Source organism: Tunturiibacter empetritectus (assembly GCF_013410875.1).
Taxonomy (GTDB): Bacteria; Acidobacteriota; Terriglobia; order Terriglobales; family Acidobacteriaceae; genus Edaphobacter; species Edaphobacter empetritectus.
Genome location: NZ_JACCCU010000001.1, coordinates 2544737 through 2564555, shown reverse-complemented (window position 1 = coordinate 2564555; position 19819 = coordinate 2544737). Strand labels below are relative to the sequence as shown.

Annotated in this window: 19 protein-coding genes and 1 tRNA gene; 7 read left to right on the top strand and 13 right to left on the bottom strand. The window is 55.8% G+C overall.

Annotated features, from left to right (window positions below):
* Nucleotides 1-9: 9 nt before the first annotated feature.
* From HDF08_RS10840 to HDF08_RS10830, 3 genes are all read right to left on the bottom strand, one after another.
* Complete coding sequence (locus tag HDF08_RS10840; protein WP_218884548.1) at nucleotides 10-879, bottom strand: MIP/aquaporin family protein; 870 nt, start codon at nucleotides 877-879, stop codon at nucleotides 10-12.
* 77 nt (nucleotides 880-956) lie between these two features.
* Complete coding sequence (locus tag HDF08_RS10835; RefSeq protein ID WP_179638455.1) at nucleotides 957-1760, bottom strand: glucose 1-dehydrogenase; 804 nt, start codon at nucleotides 1758-1760, stop codon at nucleotides 957-959.
* Nucleotides 1761-2334: 574 nt separating this feature from the next.
* On the bottom strand, nucleotides 2335-5550 hold the full coding sequence (locus HDF08_RS10830) for a TonB-dependent receptor (RefSeq protein WP_179638454.1): 3216 nt from the start codon (nucleotides 5548-5550) through the stop codon (nucleotides 2335-2337).
* Nucleotides 5551-6093: 543 nt separating this feature from the next.
* Here HDF08_RS10830 and HDF08_RS10825 point away from each other — a divergent pair.
* On the top strand, nucleotides 6094-6276 hold the full coding sequence (locus tag HDF08_RS10825) for a hypothetical protein (protein ID WP_218884547.1): 183 nt from the start codon (nucleotides 6094-6096) through the stop codon (nucleotides 6274-6276).
* 88 nt (nucleotides 6277-6364) lie between these two features.
* On the opposite strand, the gene HDF08_RS10820 is transcribed toward HDF08_RS10825, so the two are convergent.
* Nucleotides 6365-6760, bottom strand: coding sequence for a winged helix-turn-helix transcriptional regulator (locus HDF08_RS10820; RefSeq protein WP_179638452.1), 396 nt, complete (start codon nucleotides 6758-6760; stop codon nucleotides 6365-6367).
* Nucleotides 6761-6801: 41 nt separating this feature from the next.
* Between HDF08_RS10820 and HDF08_RS21970 the strand changes: the two genes are divergently transcribed.
* Nucleotides 6802-7812, top strand: a complete 1011-nt coding sequence (locus HDF08_RS21970) for a zinc-binding dehydrogenase (RefSeq protein ID WP_179638451.1) — start codon at nucleotides 6802-6804, stop codon at nucleotides 7810-7812.
* A complete protein-coding gene (locus HDF08_RS10810; protein ID WP_179638450.1) occupies nucleotides 7787-8167 on the top strand; it encodes a hypothetical protein in 381 nt (126 codons plus the stop codon). Before HDF08_RS21970 ends, HDF08_RS10810 begins: the two co-directional genes overlap by 26 nt.
* On the opposite strand, the gene HDF08_RS10805 is transcribed toward HDF08_RS10810, so the two are convergent.
* Both HDF08_RS10805 and HDF08_RS10800 read right to left on the bottom strand, forming a co-directional pair.
* Nucleotides 8164-8502 carry a hypothetical protein gene (locus HDF08_RS10805; protein WP_179638449.1) on the bottom strand — a complete coding sequence of 113 codons (339 nt, stop codon included), beginning with the start codon at nucleotides 8500-8502 and terminating at the stop codon, nucleotides 8164-8166. The two genes, HDF08_RS10810 and HDF08_RS10805, sit on opposite strands and share 4 nt — an antisense overlap.
* 885 nt (nucleotides 8503-9387) lie before the next feature.
* Nucleotides 9388-9462: transfer RNA gene (locus HDF08_RS10800), tRNA-Val, on the bottom strand.
* Between the two features lie 151 nt (nucleotides 9463-9613).
* Here HDF08_RS10800 and HDF08_RS10795 point away from each other — a divergent pair.
* From HDF08_RS10795 to HDF08_RS10785, 3 genes are all read left to right on the top strand, one after another.
* Nucleotides 9614-10405, top strand: coding sequence for an RNA polymerase sigma factor (locus tag HDF08_RS10795; protein WP_257030964.1), 792 nt, complete (start codon nucleotides 9614-9616; stop codon nucleotides 10403-10405).
* A 191-nt stretch (nucleotides 10406-10596) separates the two neighbouring features.
* Nucleotides 10597-10977 (top strand): hypothetical protein, encoded by a 381-nt coding sequence (locus HDF08_RS10790; protein ID WP_257030963.1) that lies wholly within the window; start codon nucleotides 10597-10599, stop codon nucleotides 10975-10977.
* 126 nt (nucleotides 10978-11103) lie between these two features.
* Nucleotides 11104-11742, top strand: coding sequence for a DUF3106 domain-containing protein (locus HDF08_RS10785; RefSeq protein ID WP_179638446.1), 639 nt, complete (start codon nucleotides 11104-11106; stop codon nucleotides 11740-11742).
* Between the two features lie 512 nt (nucleotides 11743-12254).
* Here the strand turns inward: HDF08_RS10785 and HDF08_RS10780 are convergent.
* The 3 genes from HDF08_RS10780 to HDF08_RS10770 all read right to left on the bottom strand — a co-directional run bounded on the left by HDF08_RS10780 (nucleotide 12255) and on the right by HDF08_RS10770 (nucleotide 13936).
* Nucleotides 12255-12773 carry a hypothetical protein gene (locus tag HDF08_RS10780; protein WP_179638444.1) on the bottom strand — a complete coding sequence of 173 codons (519 nt, stop codon included), beginning with the start codon at nucleotides 12771-12773 and terminating at the stop codon, nucleotides 12255-12257.
* Nucleotides 12774-12866: 93 nt separating this feature from the next.
* A complete protein-coding gene (locus HDF08_RS10775; RefSeq protein WP_218884546.1) occupies nucleotides 12867-13268 on the bottom strand; it encodes a hypothetical protein in 402 nt (133 codons plus the stop codon).
* Between the two features lie 86 nt (nucleotides 13269-13354).
* Nucleotides 13355-13936, bottom strand: a complete 582-nt coding sequence (locus HDF08_RS10770; protein WP_179638440.1) for a TetR/AcrR family transcriptional regulator — start codon at nucleotides 13934-13936, stop codon at nucleotides 13355-13357.
* Between the two features lie 424 nt (nucleotides 13937-14360).
* On the opposite strand from HDF08_RS10770, the gene HDF08_RS10765 reads away from it, so the two are divergent.
* A complete protein-coding gene (locus tag HDF08_RS10765; protein ID WP_179638438.1) occupies nucleotides 14361-15623 on the top strand; it encodes a peroxiredoxin family protein in 1263 nt (420 codons plus the stop codon).
* A 241-nt stretch (nucleotides 15624-15864) separates the two neighbouring features.
* Here HDF08_RS10765 and HDF08_RS10760 read toward each other — a convergent pair whose 3' ends face one another.
* The 4 genes from HDF08_RS10760 to HDF08_RS10750 form a co-directional block, all read right to left on the bottom strand.
* The gene (locus tag HDF08_RS10760) at nucleotides 15865-16800 is read right to left on the bottom strand and encodes a proline dehydrogenase family protein (protein ID WP_179638436.1); all 936 of its coding nucleotides are present in this window, start codon (nucleotides 16798-16800) and stop codon (nucleotides 15865-15867) included.
* A 107-nt stretch (nucleotides 16801-16907) separates the two neighbouring features.
* The gene (locus tag HDF08_RS21665) at nucleotides 16908-17030 is read right to left on the bottom strand and encodes a hypothetical protein (protein WP_257030961.1); all 123 of its coding nucleotides are present in this window, start codon (nucleotides 17028-17030) and stop codon (nucleotides 16908-16910) included.
* 110 nt (nucleotides 17031-17140) lie between these two features.
* The gene (locus HDF08_RS10755) at nucleotides 17141-17683 is read right to left on the bottom strand and encodes a hypothetical protein (RefSeq protein WP_179638435.1); all 543 of its coding nucleotides are present in this window, start codon (nucleotides 17681-17683) and stop codon (nucleotides 17141-17143) included.
* 220 nt (nucleotides 17684-17903) lie between these two features.
* On the bottom strand, nucleotides 17904-19706 hold the full coding sequence (locus HDF08_RS10750) for an amidase (protein ID WP_179638433.1): 1803 nt from the start codon (nucleotides 19704-19706) through the stop codon (nucleotides 17904-17906).
* Between the last annotated feature and the right edge of the window lie 113 nt (nucleotides 19707-19819).

Genomic DNA, 19819 nt, shown 5'->3' with positions numbered 1-19819 from the left:
TTCTCCGAATCACGAGTGAGACGCGGATGGCTCCGGTTGTGCCAGCCGTTGAAAACGGCAGCGAAAAGGGCAAGGGCTATGAAGATCGTGGTAAATCTTGGCGCAGAAGACCGCCTGTGATCCGAAGAAAAAGACATAGAGTAAGGCTGCAAGAAGCATGCCCAACAGCGGAGCCGTAAAATAGAGCCACATCGCCGTCCACACACCAGCGAAGAGCGCCGAAGATATTGTGCGAGCGGGATTGAGACTAAAACCGGACACTGGGGAGAACGCAATCACATACGTCGCTACCAAAAGTCCCACCAGCAACCAGGTGATGCGTGAAAGACGCGGACGATTGGAACTCTGAAGCACCACCGTCATCGTAAGCAGTCCCATAAAGAACTCGGCCAGAAAAGCGAGAGGAACGCCGTACTGTCCCGGAACTGTGACAACGTAGCGTACGGACGGGGAGGCAAGCTGGGGCCCGATGAGAATCCTCGCAATAACTACCCCAAATGCCCCTCCTAAAAATTGAGAGGCTATATATAGCAGCGCATCCAACCGATGCATCTTCCCAAGGCAGAAGAATGTGAACGATACCACGGGATTGAAATGCGCTCCCGATCGACGCCCCATAGGAGAGAGGATGATCGCGATCGCGGTACCGCCCATCGCAATCCCCATGAGAACAAGACGAAGCACAGCGGATGGCAACCATGTAACGATAGGAGATTCGGAGTAAAACAGCAACGTCCCAAAGGCACAAGCCGAAAGCATGAACGCCCCCAGTTCCAACCCTTCGAACAGATACTCGGGCCAATGCAACGCGATGGCATCAGCTAAAGTGGCTGACGGAGATAGTTCTCGTATGGGATAGGTTGCCGATTGGTTTTCCACGATGGCCCTAGCTTCTTCTCTAGAATGAATTGGGGTCCATGCACTACTGAACCCCACCAAAAAAGTCTGCCGTCGCGCTATCCGCCTGTCGCAAACCCCGGATATAAGGTCATGCCGCCGTCGACGAAGAGCGTGGTTCCGGTCACATAATCCGACTCATCGGAGGCCAGCCATACGGCTGCCTTTGCAATGTCCTCCGGAACTCCGACACGGTCGTATGGAATGAGTGTGCGCAACGCCGCCTCGGCGGCGGGCGTCTCCCAGGCCACTCGATTGATAGGTGTCTTGATGGCTCCGGGACCGATCGCGTTGACTCGAATCTTATGCGGAGCTAACTCTTGCGCGATGCTCTCCATAAAGAGCTTGATGCCACCCTTCGACGTGGCATAGTTGCAGTGTCCAGCCCACGGAATCACCTGATGTACGGAACTCATGCAGATGATCTTTCCCGTTGCAACCGATCGCGAAGGATCCGGGCCACGCCTCAGAAACTCACGCGTCGCCTCTCTCGCGCAAAGGAATTGCCCGGTAAGGTTGACATTCAATACAAACTGCCAATCTGCGAGGCTCATTTTGGTGAAAGGTGAATCGCGTTGCAGGCCGGCATTGGCAACCAAAATGTCAACCGTTCCGAATTGCGCGACGATATCGCGGAACATCGCGATTACCTCGTCCTCTTTGCTGACATCCGCCCCAAGAGCAATCGCCGCACCGCCGTTGCTCTTGATCTTGCCGACAATCTCTTCCGCTGGTGCGGGAATATTCGGATGATTGACGACGACGGTCGCACCTGCATCTGCGAGTGCAACGGCGACGGCTGCGCCGATACCAGAACCCGCCCCGGTTACGACCGCGACTTGTCCTTTTAGCAATGTATTCATTTCGACCCCTTAGGCGTTCGCCAAGTTCAATCTGTGAACAGCAACATGCGTGAAGCTGTGATGATTGTTATTGGTGGGGACTTCATTCACACCCTGCCTTCCTCCTGCTCAATCGCTAGAGTTTTCTACAGGGCGGTCCAAGGTGCATAGATCGAATCGCAGCGCACGACCGGCCTCGAACTGTGCTGGCAGTACGCCGCTAAATGGATAAGGGATCTTGATCTAAACTTGCACATAATGCAAGGTAGGTCCGTCAGCAGGAAACGCTTTCATAAAGCGGAGACGCACCTCGGGCTTGGTGTGTAGCTCTGTTACGAATTTACTTATAGATCGTTCTTGACGGCCTTAGACACAAGGCCGACCGATGATTTGTAGTGATATGTCTTTGATATCAGCCTCGTGTTAAGCGTCAGCGGAATAGGTGCGATCAATGCGAAATCCGATGAGTGTAGCCCTGACTCATCAACTTGAGGCACTGACGGTCGCGAACCGCTAAGGGAATGAGGAGGGATCCAAAGACTTCCTCCTCATCGCTATTGAACGAGATTGGCTTCTTTCCAATGTCCGTTCTTAGTTAGAAGCTGAAGTTCGCTTTGACCTGAATTAGACGGGGAGAAGCATCTCCACCGAGAAAGGAGCCAAGGATGGAGGTTGGAGGATTGACGGTGCCGGTGATCGTTCCGATGGACGAACCAGCGCAGGGGTTAGCCTCAGAGGAAGTGCAAGCACTCACATCGTGGGCCGGCTGGGCGAAATTGGGATGGTTGAAGAGGTTGAACATCTGAACGCCGAGTTTCAACTTGGCGCTCTCCATGAAGTGAAGATCAAACGCTTTGGTAATGGTGAGATCGGTATCCGTGTAGTTCGGCCCGAAGACCTGATTTCTGCTCTGTTGACCGAAGTCAGTGGCGGTCGTGAAGTCCAACGAAGCCGCGCAGTTCGCGCCTTGAGTGAGGGCGTGTCCAGAGCACTTGGTTGGAACATGGGCCACAGTCTGCTGCGCGAAGATGGGACCTCCGTGGTTCGGCAGATTACTGGCGGTGTTGGCATCGGTGAAAGTGAATGGAAGGCCAGTGCTGTGGAAGACGGTTCCAGCTGCCTGCCAGCCGGCGGTGAGGATCCTGGGGCCGCGGAAAGAGGGCAGATTGAAGATATAGTTTCCACTGATGTAATGACGAACATCGTAGTCGGCGTTGCCATAGTTCTGATGAAGGTTAGCGGAGTTTGAGGGGAAAACGGAGTTTCCACTGAAGCCGTTGAAACCCCCATTGGAGATCTCGTCCAACGCGTGGCTATACGTGTAATTGAACTGCAATGTGAGGACATTCGTGCGATGGATCCCGCTGAGAGTCACACCATTGTAGTTGGAACTTGCACCGGTGTAGACCTGAGTGACTGCAGCGAAGTTTGGATTTGGGATGGAAGTTGGCAGGGAGGCGAACCCGGGGATGCCGGCATTGAACGCGTTTACGTTATTGTCATTCACCGGCTCATGATATCCATGATTGCCTACGTAGCCGACAGAGATGCTGGAGGCGTGAGTTACTTGGTGCTCGACTTGAAGATTCCACTCTTCGTACGTGGGATAGGAGAGTTTGTTTACGGTGCTGGTAAAGCTTGGCGCAGCAAACCCAGGCACCGATGCAGAGAGCGAGTCGTTCGATCCACCAGCTCTAAATTGGTTTTGAAACGCTACGCTGGACGCGGATGCGAGGCTTTGGAAACTACCCGCGGCACCAGGAACAATAGGAGAGCTAGGTCCTCCGCCGGCAGGTCCTTGGATGGTGAAGCCTATGTTGTTGGGAGCGTTGTTGAGCAGGCTGTCTATAATTTGGGCAGGAAAAGAGTCGGCAAACATACCGAAGCCGCCGCGTAGGACTGTCTTTGAGTCAGCGCCGAGCGGAGACCATGAGAAGCCTACGCGAGGCTCATAGCCGACCTTCTGGAAATTCTGAAAGGCTGAGTTAAGCCCTGTGCTGATGAGTTTGGTATAAGGCACTTCTGTAGAGTTAGCAACAGAGCCGAAGTTCTCGGCAAGTTGAGAGAAGCAGTCAGTTTTGCAGATGGGATTCGAGTTGTGCTCAAACCGCATCCCGAAGTTGAGAGTGAAATTGGAAGCTAGCTTCCATTGGTCTTGCGCATAGAGGCCAAGAGTGTAGAGAGCAACAGGCTGACTTTCCCGGGTTGGGAACTGTTGAACGAACTGATCAGCTGTTCCAGCCTCGAAACTTGCCTCACTAGTAACAACGAGCGGAGTGGTGTTGAAACCGGGGCCATAGTCGGTGACATCATCTCGGCGGAAGGCGAATCCAAGTTTAATGGTATGACGGCCTTTGTTCATGCTGAAGTCATCGACAAATTGGTAACCGGTGACGTTCCTACCTTGTGGGAACTGAAAGTTTTCGCCGCCAGGCAGCGTCGAATACTTTCCTGATGCGTTGTTCAAATTGTTGACCAGATCTCCATCGCTAAATTGCAGAGTGAAAGGGACGAGGGCGTTGGCAGCTACTGCATTGGTGTTGGTGAAGATGGCGCGGTAGTAGATTGCAGCAAAGACGAATTGGTTGGTGACATTCGGTGTAAAGATGTGCGTCTCATTCAGCTGGCCTTCATATTCGGGCTGAGGGCTTGCCGCATTGAAGAGTGGGTTCAGAAGACTAGTTGAGGTCGGCTGGACTCCTTTATCAATCTTGGCGTGCCCGAAAAGAGTATCTCTGTCGCTGATCTTATGATCGATTCGGGTCGTGATCAGCCACTCATGAGCGAAGTTTGCCGAGTTAGCGTTGTAGCTAACGCTGTTCGAATCTGTGGAACTAAGAGTGGCCGTCGCGTAAGCAGGATTTGAGGTGTAGAGGTCAAAGATGTGCTGATAAAAAGCGGTGGCTGCGGGCCCTTGCGCTGCTGCATTCGCCAACGTTTTGGAGATATAGCTAGGGCTAGGCGCATACACTGTGCCGCGAACTGGAATGATGACGCGAAGGCCTTCAGTGTTGAAGAAAAAGAAGGTTTTATCTTTTCGAACGGGTCCACTGAAGGCTCCTGCCCATTGGTTGGCGTTGCTGCGAGGCCGCGGGGTGCCTGACTGGTTGTTGAAGTAGTCGTTTCCATTCAGCGCGCTGCCATTCCACCACCAAGTGGCATCGCCATGAAACCGATTCGATCCTGAGCGGCTGATCTCGTTTACCTGGGTGGCACCGAGGCCGCCGAATTGCGCGCTGTAAGCGTTACTGGTGACTGTTACCTCACTGACGTCGTTGTTGCCGAGCAAGAGGTTGGACGCGCCGGAGTTGCTTAGATTAAGGAAAGGATCATTCTCATATCCGCCGTTGACGGTAAAGGTGTTCGATGTTGCAGGGAGACCGAAGGAGGAGAAGTTGCCGAAGCCGCCTTGGGTGTTCATAATCGCACCCGGCGAAGTCTGCGCGATAAAAGTCAGGTCGTTGCCGGGGTTCGGGAGACTTTGGACTTGGTCTTGCGTGAAGGAGGTAGTGAGATCCGCGTTTTCTGTGTGTAGCAGCGGTTCGGTTACTGCCACCTCCACGCTGGTGGTGCTTGAACCGACGGGCAGCTTGACATCGGCTTGAGCGATCTGTCCAGGTGTAACGGCGACAGTAAGAGTAATGCTCTGGAATCCTGCCATAGTAATGGCGACAGTGTAAGAATCAGGTTTCAAAAGGGAGGCGCGAAAGTTTCCATTCGAACCCGTGGTGAGTATCTGTGTAGCGCCAGTTGCCTTGTCAACGATTGTGACTTTGGCACCTGGAATGGTAGCTCCTGTCGGGTCAGTCACTGATCCTGCGATATCGCCAGACGTATTGTTCTGTGCGAAAAGGGGCGAAGAGCAGATGTTGGGGTTGGCGATGACACTGAGAAAGAGCGCTACCGCGAAGAGGGGACGACAACTGAAAATAAGTCTCTCTTTCGCGATAACGTTACGGAAGGTTTGAGAAACCCCTTTTGCGAGTCTCTTTATTTCATCATAAAAGTGCACTGGCTTCTCCCAATCGAGTTGCAGGAAACAGGTAAGAACCCTAACTCTTGACTATCAGCGTCATGAGTATGCGACGATCAGGCTTCGTCATGATCGTTTCTTGATTGAGCTAGGGAATACGATTCGCTACTGGGAGCGTAAAAGAGAGGGGATGGCGGCCACCTATAGGCTTCTGCAGCCCGGAGACTGCATTTCCATATAGGCTAGGACGGTAATCGGTTGCAGTAGACGGTAATACGCTGAGCGCTGCCGGTGTGACTGCCGGACTGCATGCAGCCCTTATCCTGGTATCCCGTCTCTGTGGAGATGCGGTTGCGCAGGAGATTCAGCTGGCAATCGAGTATGGGCCGAATCCTATCTTTTGATGGTGGTACACCGGAAAATGCGCCGGCCGGTGTGGTTGATGGCTTTCAGAAGAAGTACGACCCGATCGGAGTTGCAAGAGAAGCCGAGGTGATTCACTATGCAGCGAAGGATGCGCTCGCATATGACCTGGCGGAATTGACCGACATCAACTGTTGCTAACAGGGCATGTCATTCATCGAGCCGATCTCAATGATTGACTCCGCGATTTCGCACTGATCCAGAATCACTGTGTGTGTCTTGCGAGGCGCTATGGAATCTCGGCAATCTTCACCTGGTGCTCTAGCCCCCAAGCGGCCATCGACGCCATCACCGGGCGCAGTGTGTTGCCCAGCGCTGTCAGGGTGTATTCGGTTTTGGGCGGCACTTCGCCGAAATCGCGCCGCGAGATCAGGCCACACTCTTGAAGTTCGCGCAGCTCCTTAGTCAGGATGCGGTCGCTTACGGGCGGACACGCGCGGCGAATCTCCGAGAAGCGAAGCGGTTCGTTGCGCACCAACGCCCAGACGATTCGAGCCTTCCACTTACCACCAAGAATTTTGGACGTAAAGGCGACGGGACATCGAGTGGCAAGTTTCATAAAATGCACACTAACAAAAAAACCCGTACTTGCGGAAAGATTAGCGAAGGCGTCATCTGGAACCATCCCCTCAACGAGACAGTTCGTTTGAAGGTATGGAGGAAATTGTGAAAGCCGTTTGCGTCAACGCCAACCGAAAGCTCGAAGTGCAAGATGTCTCCACCCCAAACGATCCGCCGCCCGGTCATCTCATCGTCGATGTTGAAGCCGCCGCGATCAACCACGGCGACAAGGCCTTCCTCGCCAACCCCAGTATTGCAGGAGTGCTGCTCAAGACCAGCGCTTATGGGATTTGGGGTGCCTCCTGCGCTGGCGCCGTCCGTGCCGTGGGAGAGGGTCTGACTGCGGAGCTGGTTGGTCGTACTGTGGCGATCTACCGCTCACTGAGCCAGAGCGAGCATACCGTTGGTCTATGGAGCGAGCAGGCTCTGGTGCCCCGTACGAGTTGCGTGGTGTTGCCAAGGAGCGTCTCCGCACGCGACTACTCGGGTTCGCTCGTCAACATCATGACGGCACACGCGTTTCTTGAGGAGTCTGCCGAAGCCCACAAGGGCTTGATTGTAACCGCAGGAAATTCAGCAACGGGCCTCGCGATGGCTGCACTGGCGCGGAAGCGAGGCGTATCGGCGATCTTTTTATCGCGCTCAGCTGAGGCCGCAACTAAGTTGCGTGCCCTCGGCATCGAGCATGTGCTTGCAACGAGCGACGCGAGCTTTGAGAACGACCTAGGCAAACTTGTGGCAGACTTCGGCGCGACCGCCGTGTTTGATGGGGTCGGTGGCGACCTGACCAGCCGCATCGCTCCGCAGCTACCGATGAATTCGACAATTTATCTGTACGGATTGCTGGGAGCTACCGCGCCGCTCACAATCTCATGCTTTGCCGTCATGGCGAAGAACCTCGTGCTCAAGCGGTTCAGTAACTTCGCGAGTGCAACAGTCAGGGATCCTCAGAGGCTGACATCGGCTATCAGCTATCTTGAAAGTGTTATCGACGATCCACTCTTCCATACCCGGGTGGGGAAAGAGTTCACGTTCCGCCAGATCGATGCTGCGATGGCCTACGAAGCGACGCCAGGCGCAAAAGCGGTCTTTGTCTCGCGGTCAGATCCTGCGTGACCGCAAGAGCCTAACCGTTCGCGCGCCAAAAGGGAACTTCGATGGCGGTAAGAAGAAAGGAAGCTTCGCCACATTTGTAGACCTAAAACTCAAGACGAAACGTCTTCTGTCCTTGCGCGAAGAAGGCCTCGCACGAGCAGCGGAAGCGTTAGAGTTTACGACTGAGTCTGTGGGAACTCGTACAGACAGCCCGGTTCCGTCTGCCCATGTCAAAGCTCAAGCTAGAGCGGAAGGTATTGCAGCAGTAACGTTGCAACGTACGAAAGATGCGATGAAGATTCAAAGCATCAAGACGAAGGGTGAGTTCGTTGGCGGCTGGGATTGGTCATTGGCACATCACGTCGTTACTACCTAGAGCTTGATCTTCACTTTCGCAAAAACTTGAGCAAGTTGTTTGTCAGTCAACTTGACTACATCTGCGCACATGATTCTTCGTTTCGCCGGATTAGGAGCGTCGTTATCGACGTGGTTTTCTAGTTGCAACGCGACCGGGATATCTCCAACCGGGCGCAGATATGCCTTGTCCTCGAAGTAGAGCCCCACACCAGTGCTGAGTTGCTTTAGCGTGCAACGTGACGCCATACCTTTGTGCTTTGTAAGAAAGTCTGCCACTGCTTCTATGCGTGCGACACGCACAGCGAGCTTATTTAACTTGTTTTCCAGATTTTTCTCGTCTGTCATCTCGCTCATACCCCGTTTTGTAGCAATGAACCAAACGCCAGAAGCAATGATGCGATGTTACTCAGTATCAACAGTGCGCGAGGCCGTCCTTTGCCGAATAGAGCAAGGGCCACGCCGAGCAGCGAGGTTGCGAATGCCACCATCCATGCATCATCGAGCCATGCGATAGAGTAGCCGCCATCGAGTGTCTGACGTAACGGGTAGGGATCGACCCAACAACTCATTGTGACGAGCAGGCTAAGGATGCTTGCAGCAATGCCCAAGCGAAACAGGGCACGTCTGGTGTTGGGAAGCAGAGACGCCTGACCCGATTGATACCGCCAAGCCAATGTGATCGATGTAACGGGGATAAGGGCTAGCAGAAATGGCGGCACAAGGAGTTGCATTGGGAGAATCAGCATAACCGAAGACAATCAACCTTCCTCCCTTTACTTACGTGATGATCTTCGTGGGGAATGATCACCTTCGAAGGTGATCATACAGGGAACATGATCACGCTAAGTCCTTTAGATATAGAAGATCATCATAAAAAAAGAAATAGGGAACCTTCGCTAATCGGCGGAATTTGCAAATCAGAGATGATCAAGACTGGTATGGCGAGACTCATTGCTATTGACCGTGTGTGTCCATAAAAACGGCAAATAAATATGCCGTACGACACCGACAGGTCAGAATCTGCACAACGCAACTATGGGCAGCTAATAGCAATATGCGTGCGTGATCCTGAGTTGAGAAACTAACACTGCGCAATCCCAGCAATATCAATGCAATCAATTAGTTAGATGCCATCTGCGCGCGTCATGATGTATAGCGGCTGGCAGGGCGATATGCCGTAAAATATGACGTACGCTGCGTTGAGTAACAGCGCACTGCGATATAAGTTATTGATTTTATTGGTGGGCACAGCAGGATTCGAACCTACGACTTCCACCGTGTGAAGGTGGCACTCTACCGCTGAGTTATGCGCCCGGAATGGCTTCGGCTGACTGTGCAAGCCGTTCGCCCAAGCTTTTGTACAGAATAGCATTCCTCGCCCTCCAAAACCACATTCCAGCCGCCAGTCGGTACTGACGGGAATACTTGGGCCGCGCTTTCGATAACGGTACAATCGACCAGCAGAATGTCCGCTCCCTCTCCGAACTTTCGTCGCCAAGACCCCCAAGACCCACAGGGTCCCCTTGATCAGGATGGCTCCGAGGAGATTGCGACGAAATTTGAGCAACAGCCGCAACCCCACGTGGAAGACGGGGTTGACAAAGATATGGCTACGCTGGCGATCAATCCGAGACTCTTTGAAAACCTTCCGGTTGCAGAGACACACCGTGCCACCGGCGACTTTGGACAGATGGATGACGCCGCTATCATGCTCGAACTCCGCGCCGGAAACATGGCCGGGTTCGACTTTCTCATCCAGAAGTACCGTAAGCCGATTATTCACTTCATGTATCGCATGGTGCACAACCAGGCTGTCGCAGAGGAGCTCGCGCAGGAGGTCTTCCTCAGGGTCTACCGTTCGCGTGAGACCTATCGCGCTGAAGCCCGGTTCAGCACCTGGCTCTACCGGATCGCCACCAACCTGGGAGTCAACCACGCCCGCGACACCCGGCACGAACGGACCGCCTCCACCATCTATCTCGACGAGCCCGACTCCGAGACGGGGACGACGCCCGATGTCGCAGACTCCACGCCAGATGTCGAAGCCAACCTCCTCAGGCAAGAGCGTCTCAACGCCATTCGCGAGCATGTCATGGCGCTTCCCGAGCGGCAACGCATGGCCGTACTCATGCACAAGTATGAAGGTATGGACTACAAGCAAATTGGAGATGTTCTCAAATTGAGCGAGTCGGCCACGAAGTCTTTACTCTTCCGCGCCTACCAGACGCTGCGCGAAAAGTTGAAGGCTTTTGTTTAGGAATTCGCTGGAGGTTTTTACGCGCCCTTATTGAACGCGCTGCAGGAAAGAAATTGGAAAGGTTCACAATGATCTGTAAAGAATGCCAATCCGCAATTGTCGAGCTCCTTCTGGATCCGGCCTCGCCTGCGAGTCAAGAGGTGCAAGCCCATATCGACTCGTGCGCCGGCTGCGCCCAGGAGCTCAAGTCTATGCAGGGGACCTTCGCTCTGCTCGATACCTGGAAGGCGCCGGAGCCATCGCCTTACTTCGATCAAAAGCTGGCAGTGCGCCTCCGTGAAGAGCAGACACTCGCCCCCGCAAGTTGGTTTGAGAAGCTCAAATCTCGCCTGCTCTTCAACACAGGGCGCCAGCTTCGTCCCGCGCTTGCTGGTGGACTTGCGCTCGTCCTTCTGGTGGGTGGCGGAACCTTTGCCGATCTCACCGGCTTCCATCACTCAGCCCCTGAAACCTCCGCTGCGGTTCAAGATCTGCAGATCCTCGACAAGAACGATCAGGCCCTGCAGACCATGGATCAACTCCTGCAGGACGACACCCCCGCCGACGACTCTTCGGCCCAGCCCAGCAGCTAATCTTTTGGAAAGAAGATCCGGAGAAGGTCCGGTCACGAGAAAAACCGATGGAAAGGAGAGAGAACGCGATAAGCTGCTCTAAACACAAAGTCTTATGAAACTGCATCTCCTTTACCCTTTGAAAACATGCCATCTCTCCTTCAGTTTCGGACTCTTGCTCGACTAGCTTCTGCCGGGATTATCTTGTCCTCCGCGATGACGACTGCCCTCGCTCAGTCGGGCTCTGCGCGTAGAGCTGGGGTGGCACTTCGCGCGCCCGTCGCGCAGTCGCGGCCTGCCCCGGGGCCTCAGCCGAATCGAAATCAGGAACATCTGGCCCAGTGGATGGACCGTCACAGCAACCTCACCCTCCCGGAGCAGCAGCGCGCTCTGGAAAACGAGCCCGGCTTCCGCGATCTGCCCCCGCCGACCCAGCAACGTATGCGCGATCGCCTCACGCAGCTCAATAACATGTCGCCCGAGCAGCGCCAGCGGATACTTGACCGCACCGAAGCGATGGAGCGTCTCACCCTGCCGCAACGCCAGCAGGTTCGCGGCGCCATGCAGCAGCTCGGCGGCCTCCCGGAAGATCGCCGCCGTCTGGTCGCCCGTGCCTTCCGCGACCTCCGCGAGATGCCTCAACCGCAACGCCAGGCCATCCTCGACTCGGATCGCTTTCGTGGCCAGTTCTCCGATCAGGAGCGCAGTACACTCTCCAATCTCCTTGCTGTCGAACCCTATCTCCCGGTCCGGCGGCCAAACGACGGCACGACCTACGGAAAATAACGCACCTGATCTCTACGAAGCTGTAGAAAGAGAGATAGCCGCCCGGAGGCGGCTATTTTTTATTGCGGGCGTGTGGCGGGGCTATGGGTGAGGGACACCGTCTGCTTTTTGGCCCAGCTTCTAGAGGCTATCTCTGGAGGTAAACGATCAAGCCAATCAGGATTGCGGCGAGGTGATCGCGAAGTCCAAACAGATCCGAGATATCTCCTGAACGGTCTCCCTCCCCATAGTGGATACAGTCTGCGCTGGCACAGGTTAACTATCCATACAACTTTGGCAGAACCTATATGGTTCCTTTGCGCGAGGCCCAAGAGTGCCCTTGGCTACCCGCTATTGGAAAGATTTGGGCAACTTCCAAGTTGCCCGTAATTCGCGGGAATCCAAAAAAATGAGTGTGCTCCAACGTGCCTTCAACGCTCACTAAGTGACTCGACGATGTACTTCTCGTCGAGAACCGCATCGACTTTTCGATGATCTCCTCACGACAAGAAGTCGATGCGGCTGATCCCGGCCTAAAATGCGACCGCATCGCCGGCCATCGCCGCCTTGGGTTGAGAGCGCAGCAGCAAATAGAAAGCCGCAATGTGCGTGATCATCAACGCGGGTACGTAGATGATCGGGACCGCATAGATCGCTCCCAGTTGTCCCGCCATCGCGGGAAGGCCGGCCCGGACCGCGTGGTAGTAGTTGAGAACAAGATCAGCTGTTCCCACTGCATTGAAGGCGACGGCTAAGGTCCAGAACAGCGGCCGGACTCTTGTTGCAAGAAGCGCGAGAAGCGCCAACACGCCGGTAGCCAAATCACCATAGGCTGCGAAGGTCGCAAAGCTCGCAGGCAGATCGGGTCCGACTACGCCCGGAAGAATAAAGACCAGGCCGAAGAAGCGGAAGCTGTGAATAGTCGCGATGACGCGTTGCGCCGCGAAACTGTCCATTGAGCTCAGCCTAGGCCAGAAGTAAACCCTGAAGCAGAGCAAGCACGCTACATAACCTAAAACGAGATGGATTCCGAAGATGGTTTCTGGCGTCATTGAGAACTCCTATCGCATGGTTTGAGAGACATGATCGTCTGTTTCCGGTTTTTCTCCTGCAGTTAACGCGAAGAGAGCCTCACTGCTGCAGTCTTACTGCTGCGCACCAGGGCCTATCAACATTCTGAGCGGCATCAAGGGTCCAAGGGGAATGTACTGTTCATCCATCAAGTGTTCCTTAGCGAGCGGTAGCGTTTCCATAGTGGCTCGTGCCTCCTCTTCGGTCTTCGCGTCGAGAAGAAAGACGACACCTCGGCCATCGCCGCGGGAGTACCACTCGCGGATCTTCCCATCGAGATAGAGCCTCACGGTTGCCTCAATCTCTGACGGCATCACTGCCATGATTTGTTGAACTGTTACGCCCTGCCTGGGAGTCAGAATGACCAGTACTGCTGTAGTTTTTGGTATCGCCGCGCTGGGCAGCCCCTGGGAGGCTCCTGACTGCGATTGCGCCAAAGATGCGATGGGTAGCATTGCCATGAGAAGAGAGATCATTAGTTTCACCGGGTATCCTTTCGATTCAGGTTATGGTTTCGCTTCGCGTAAAGAGTACGACAGTACTCTTTGTGAACAAAAAAATACTACTCAGCGAAGGACTTTATAAAAAAAATCCTCGCCTCCATCAACAGCTGCTCACGCTTTTTGGGGGAAGAGGTAATGCGGGCCACAATCAGCACCCCAGCCATACTGGAGAACAAAAGTTGAAACTTCGTCACCTTTTCTTCTCGCGTCTGACCAGGAAGAAACGGCAGTAGACGCTCACGGTACGCTTCTCGCAAGACCTCAATCCGCTTTCGCACGGCTAGAGGCTTTCGCGCGAACTCCTGCCCGAGAGCGGAGATCACACAACCCATTCCGGGAGAATTCGCATGGCGCGCGCTTAGATAGTATTCGATCATTGCCCGCAGAGCGTGGCCTTTGGGCGCGGACCTCGCAATTACATCCATGCCGCTTCCCATCTCGTCGAATGCTCGGGCTACCGCTTCGACGAACAGGTCGTCCTTGCTCTCAAAGTGCCGGTAGAACCCCCCTTTCGTCAGGCCTGCCTTCTTCATCACAGTCCCGATGCCGCTGCTGTCACCGCCGTGCTCACGGAAAGAGCGAGCGGCCAGGGAAAGAATGTTCTCGTGGTTCCGTGCTTTGTGTTCCTGGGAATACCGCATAAGCAAAGAGTACGCACGTCATCTTAGGGCTGTCAAGCGCAAAATTGATCTTAATAACGACAGCCCGCGACATGGATTATCACGAACAAAATCCGCAGTCGAAAGTTCGGGCGTATGACGGGCAAACCGAAAGTTGGCCTTCAGGGCAAGCACTATTTCAGAGACGGTGTGTTCGGATTCTGGACGAATCTCGTCAATTCGGAAGTTGCACCGGTAGTGAGATGGCTACCAAACAGAGTTTCGTAACTCTCTCTTGACCTGTCGCCACCGCTCGGCCTACTTTATAAAGATGCACATGCAGTACAGCTTCTGTTGTTGTCGCCGCTCCCCGCTGGCCTGACACGCGTGCTCCGAGTCTGCTGATCAAGCAGACTCCCATTGAGTCTTCACCTCCCATAATTCTAAGAAAGAATCGAGATCTTTCATGAAGCTCTTCGCCAGTCTTGTTCTGGTCGTTCTGTCTACCGTTGCTCAGGCTTCGAAGCAAGGTGCAATCGCTGGTCCCTGGGTGGGCGATGCCACTGTCCACGGACAGCAGGTTCCCCTTCGCCTCGAGATTACCGGCCGTGGCAAAAACCTTCAGGCCGCTCTGCTCAATGGCCCGGAGCTCAACGGTCCAGACCGCAGCCCCGCCTCCAGCGTCAGCTTTGTCGGCAATCATCTGCTGATCACCTTCAACTACTACGCACGGACCCTCGACGCGATAGTAGCGGATAGCCATCTAACGGGAACCTTCGGCACGTCTGCTACGCGCTATCCAGTCACTCTGAGTCTCCATGGCTCAACCGGCGTCGAAGCCAAACCGGACGGCCCGGCCATCCCCGGGGATTGGGAGGTGGAGGTTAAGTCCTCCAAGGGCGAGTCGGCCTGGCAGCTTCGCATTGAGCCCTCAGCTCACTCGGACCAGGTGAAGGCTGTCATTCAGCGCATCGACGGCGATACCGGTGCTCTCTACGGAGGCTGGACAGGACACGAGTACCTGATCGGGCACTTCACCGCCGCTGGCCCCGCGCTCTATAGCGTCACTCCGCAATCCGACGGAACCCTTCTGGTCTCCAATAAACTGCGGGCAGATGTAAACGAACAGCAAAATCTTACCGCTCGCAGACCCGCACAGGCGCGGGCGGCGGCCCTTCCCGGCATGACCGATCCGACCCAGCAGACTACGGTCAAAGACCCGTCGGCGCGCTTTGCCTTCAGCTTCCCGGACCTCACTGGAAAGCTCGTCTCCAACACCGATCCGCAGTTCGACGGCAAGGTCGTGATCGTTGCGATCGGCGGGTCCTGGTGCCCCAACTGCCACGACGAAGCGCCCATGCTGGAGAGCCTCTACAAGCAGTTTCACAGCCAGGGACTGGAGGTAGTGAACCTCTCGTTTGAAGAGGCCGATCAGTTGAAAGAGCCGACCCGGCTACATGCCTTCATCGAAAAATATGGACTTACCTACACGGTTTTGGTGGCGGGAGAGACCGAGCAGTTGAATGAAAAGATCCCTCAGGGCGTGAACCTCAACTGCTGGCCCACCTCGTTCTTTCTAGGACGCGATGGGCGGGTGAGGGAAGTTCATGCAGGCTTTGCCGGCCCGGCGAATCCGCCCGCGCACGAGGCCTTAGTAAAGGAGACGACAGAACTGGTCGAGAAGCTGCTGGCCGAGCCGGTCCCTGCTCAGTCCGCTTCGTTGAAGTAAAAATCTAGTCGGCTTCGTTGAACTGAAAATAAAGTTCAAATACGTGGCGTGTTTTTCGCTGTTGAAAAACAGCCTGCAACGCGCCACGTTTCACCACCCATCCACCACGTTCACACCAGCAAAAAACCACCACCAACCACCCACTTTTTTCAAAACCCCCCTCAAAAACACCAGCAAAACAACAAAATCCTGAGTCTCACCACAGCTCAACTTTTTCCCAAAACAAAACCGCTCTTCAAGGCTAGTTTTTGAAGAAGTTTTTGGCTAGGAAGATGACGTTAGCCGGGCGCTCGGCGAGGCGGCGCATGAAGTAGGGATACCACTCCGGGCCAAAGGGGAGGTAGACGCGGACGCCAAAGCCCTCAGCCGTGAGACGGTGCTGGAGATCCCGGCGGATTCCGTAGAGCATCTGAAACTCGAAGGCCGACTTGTCGATATTGTGTTCCCGAACAAAGGCTCGCATCTGCTCGACGATCGCTTCGTCATGAGTTGCAATGCCGCAGAAGACGCCCTTGCCAGTCGTGGGATTAGAGAAGGTGACCATGCGCCTCATGAGTTTCACGTAGTTCGAATCGACGTCAGATTTAGCAGGGAAGGCGATCTCTGGGCCTTCTTTGTAGGCTCCCTTGCAGAGACGGATGCGGATGCCTTCATTGAGCAAACGCTCGGCGTCACCTTCAGTGCGGAAGAGATAAGCCTGAAGAACTGTGCCAACAGCACCAGGAAACTTGGCGGCGAGGCGCTCGGTCATGGCGATGGTGGCTTCGGTATAGGGTGAGCCTTCCATGTCGATGCGGACAAAAGATTGAACGTGGGCGGCGTGCTCAACCATCTCGCCCACGATGCGCTCGGCAAGCGCGGGATCGAAGTCCATACCAACCTGCGAAAGCTTCACGCTAACGTTGGCGTTGAGGCCGCGGGTGTGAATGGCATCGAGGAGTTGGTGGTAGATGTCGGCGGAGGTGCGGGCTTCAGCTTCGGTGGTGACGGATTCGCCGAGGGAGTCGAGGCTAACGGCGATGCCTTCTTTGTTGACGCGCTGGCAGGCAGCAAGTGCCTCTTCCACAGACATGCCGGCGACGAAGCGGCCCGACATTTTCTTCCCCATTGTGGAGCGCTCTGAGAATGAGCGTAAAGACTTGTTTTGAGAGAGAGCAATAAAAGCAGATCGCAGCAAACTAAACCTCTGATTCGCCGAAAGGCGCGAGTTCCATTGTTTCACGGGATGAGTCTGAAGGGCGAGACAGGGGTAACTGGAGCTTCTGTGGCTTAGGGAGGCTGCGCTTATTCGGCGGGGTGAATCGGCTGTTCTCCCCAGTGATTGGAGTGGATCGGCTTAACGTTTTGCCAGTCCTTGAGGGCGCCGGTGGACTCTATCTTCAGCGTCACCAACCGACGTACACGCATTCCTGTCTGAGCTGTCTGAATAGGGTAGAGAAGGATGTAGATCAGGCGCCGCCGCTATGCGACGTACTCGTGCTGTAAATGATGGACACAACGGCAAACGAGAGGTGAATCTAGTTATCCATTCTTATCAGATATCTGCTGTCGCGCAGATGCTGATGGAGGTTGGCGAGATGGCACAGGTATTGATCGAAGCCTGTTGCCATCAGCTTCATCATCTCGGCCCGCTTGCCTACAGCGGCCATGAGATAGCACTCTCGGCCCATGGTGGAGTAGAAGTTGATGTTGTGGCGGTGCTTATTCTGGCTTTGAAAGAAGCCGGCATAAAGGAGAATGTGCGCGCCGGCAGACTCCATCCAGAGAGGATTCTTTGCGCTGGTGAGCTGGCGCATCATGAGCTCGGCGATCTGTGTGAGGTCCGCGAACTGACGGAACTCTTGATCGCCGGGGTTGTAGTCGGGGGAGAGAACTTCGGCTCGATCGACCGACTGCAGGCAGAAGTGACCGAGGACGCTTGCGAGATATACGCCAGTCGAGTCGCTGATCTGGGACCACTGCTCACTTCCTATCGACTCGTGGAGATTTGACGCCCAGAAGTTGAGAGCTCGTTCCTCGGTGACTCCGTATAGATCGTCAAAGTAGTTGGTTGATGGCATCTGCACCCCAGGGCCCACATTTCGCGATACGGCATTGTTATCCCGTACCTGTCATGGCGAGAGTGTTTATTTTGTTTGCCCGTATCCAACTGGGTACACATCGGCCTTCGTTTAGCGGCAGAGATGCCGCGGATGGCCCACTGCGCGTGCGTGGTCACTTCATGACTCGTGTACCGGTCTTAATAGCGTGATCCATTCCGATCCTTCCGTTGGCCGGAGGCTAAAAACCAGGTGGGGTTTCTTTGGCTACGTTGAAGTGACGCTCCAGAGCCAAGCCGACACTGGCGATAGTACCCTCGTCGAAGAGGCGGCCGATGAGGGTGACGCCGTGGGGGACGCGGCGCGGTGGGTTGAACTTTGGCAGAGGCTTGGCTGGGTCGGGTGCCCAGTCGCTGCGGGCCTCGGAGACTTCGACGAAGCCGGCGCGGAGGGTGAGGGAGGGGTGGCCGGTGAAGTTGGTGATGGTGAGGATCTCGTCGCGGAGGGAGGGGACGAGGAGGAGGTCGGGAGCGTTGGGGCCTGGGGCGAAGATGCGGGCCATCTCGACGGCGACCATGCGGCGAAGGCGGTCGGCCTGGACGTAGTCGACCGCGGAGAGGAAGCGGGATTGGCGGAAGGTGTTGGGCCAGGCGTCGGGGACCTGGGCTTTGAGCTGGTCGACGGCGTGGTTGAGGGTGATCTCTTCGAAGGCGGCGGCGGCTTCGGCGAAGAGGATGAGGTCGAGGTTGTCGTAGGGCCAATCAGGGAGGGTGACTTCGACGGGCGTCATGCCGAGCGTAGAGATGGCGGCGAGGGCGGCGCGATCGACGTCGGTGGCGGGGGCTTCCTTCATCCACTGGGAGAAGTAACCAACCTTTAGATTTTTTACGGGGGCTTCTGCGTCGAAGTCGAGCTTGCTTAGGACGCAGGCTACGTCATGGCCGTCGGGGCCTGTGATGGCGTTGAGGACGAGCATGGTGTCTTCGACGCTGCGTGCCATGGGGCCGAGTTTGTCGAGGGACCAGCAGAGAGTCATGGCTCCTGTGCGCGGGACGCGGCCGTAGGTGGGGCGCAGGCCGGTGACGCCGCAACGCATAGACGGCGAGACGATGCTGCCTCCGGTTTCAGAGCCGATGGCGAAGGCGACGAGGCCTGCGGCGGTGGCTGCGCCTGGACCTGCGCTTGAGCCGGAGGAGCCCTCTTCGAGAAGCCAGGGATTCATGGTCTGGCCGCCGAACCAGACATCGTTGAGGGCGAGAGCGCCGAGGGAGAGCTTGGCGATGAGGACTGCGCCTGCGGCGTTAAGTCGTTCGGCGACGGTGGCGTCTGCGGGGGGGACGCGGTGCTGGAATGGCTCTGCGCCCCAGGTGGTGGCGATGTTGGCGGTGTCGAGGAGATCTTTTGCGCCCCAGGGGATGCCGTGGAGCGGGCCGCGGTAGTGGCCGGAGGAGATTTCGGCGTCGGCGGCTTTGGCTTGCGCTAGGGCGTGGTCTCGGGTGAGGGTGATGATGCAGTTGATCTTCGGATTGAGGCGCTCGATACGTGCGAGGTAGATCTCGGTGAGGCGTGTGCTGGTTAGCTTGCGGGTTTCAATCCAGCGGGAGAGTTGGCGGACGGGGGCAAAGGCGATGGCTTCGTCCGTGGTGGGGAGTGGGGCGTCGGAGGTGGTGCGGATGAATTCGTTTTTTGGCGGGAGGGTGGGCTGGCCGGGGAGGATTGAGTTGATGAGGGAGTACGGTGCGGTGGTGTTGGGGATGGCTACTTTGCGGGGGCCGGTGCGGCGTTCGTAGAGAGGAGCCATCGCGGCGCGCCAATTGCCTGCGGCCTGAGCTCGGTCTTTTTCAGTGAGAGCGACCTGGACGAGCTTTTCAGCTTCGGCGAATGTGGCGGGGGAGACCTCTGGGCCGACTGAGGGTGAGGTGCCGAAGGCGGGCGGCGCGCCGGGGGTTGCGGGGGTGGAGGGCGTCTGCGCGAGGGTGGTGGAGGCGGAGGCGAGTACAGCGAGCGTGCTTTGAGTCAGGAATTCACGGCGGGATTTCGACATTGGATCCTCTGGTGAGGATTGTAGCGGGAGATTTGTCCTGCCGGACGGATCTACAGCGCGTGGCGGTTACTTCGTGACGGGTACACCTTGTCTCGGTGGGTCGGTGTGTGCTT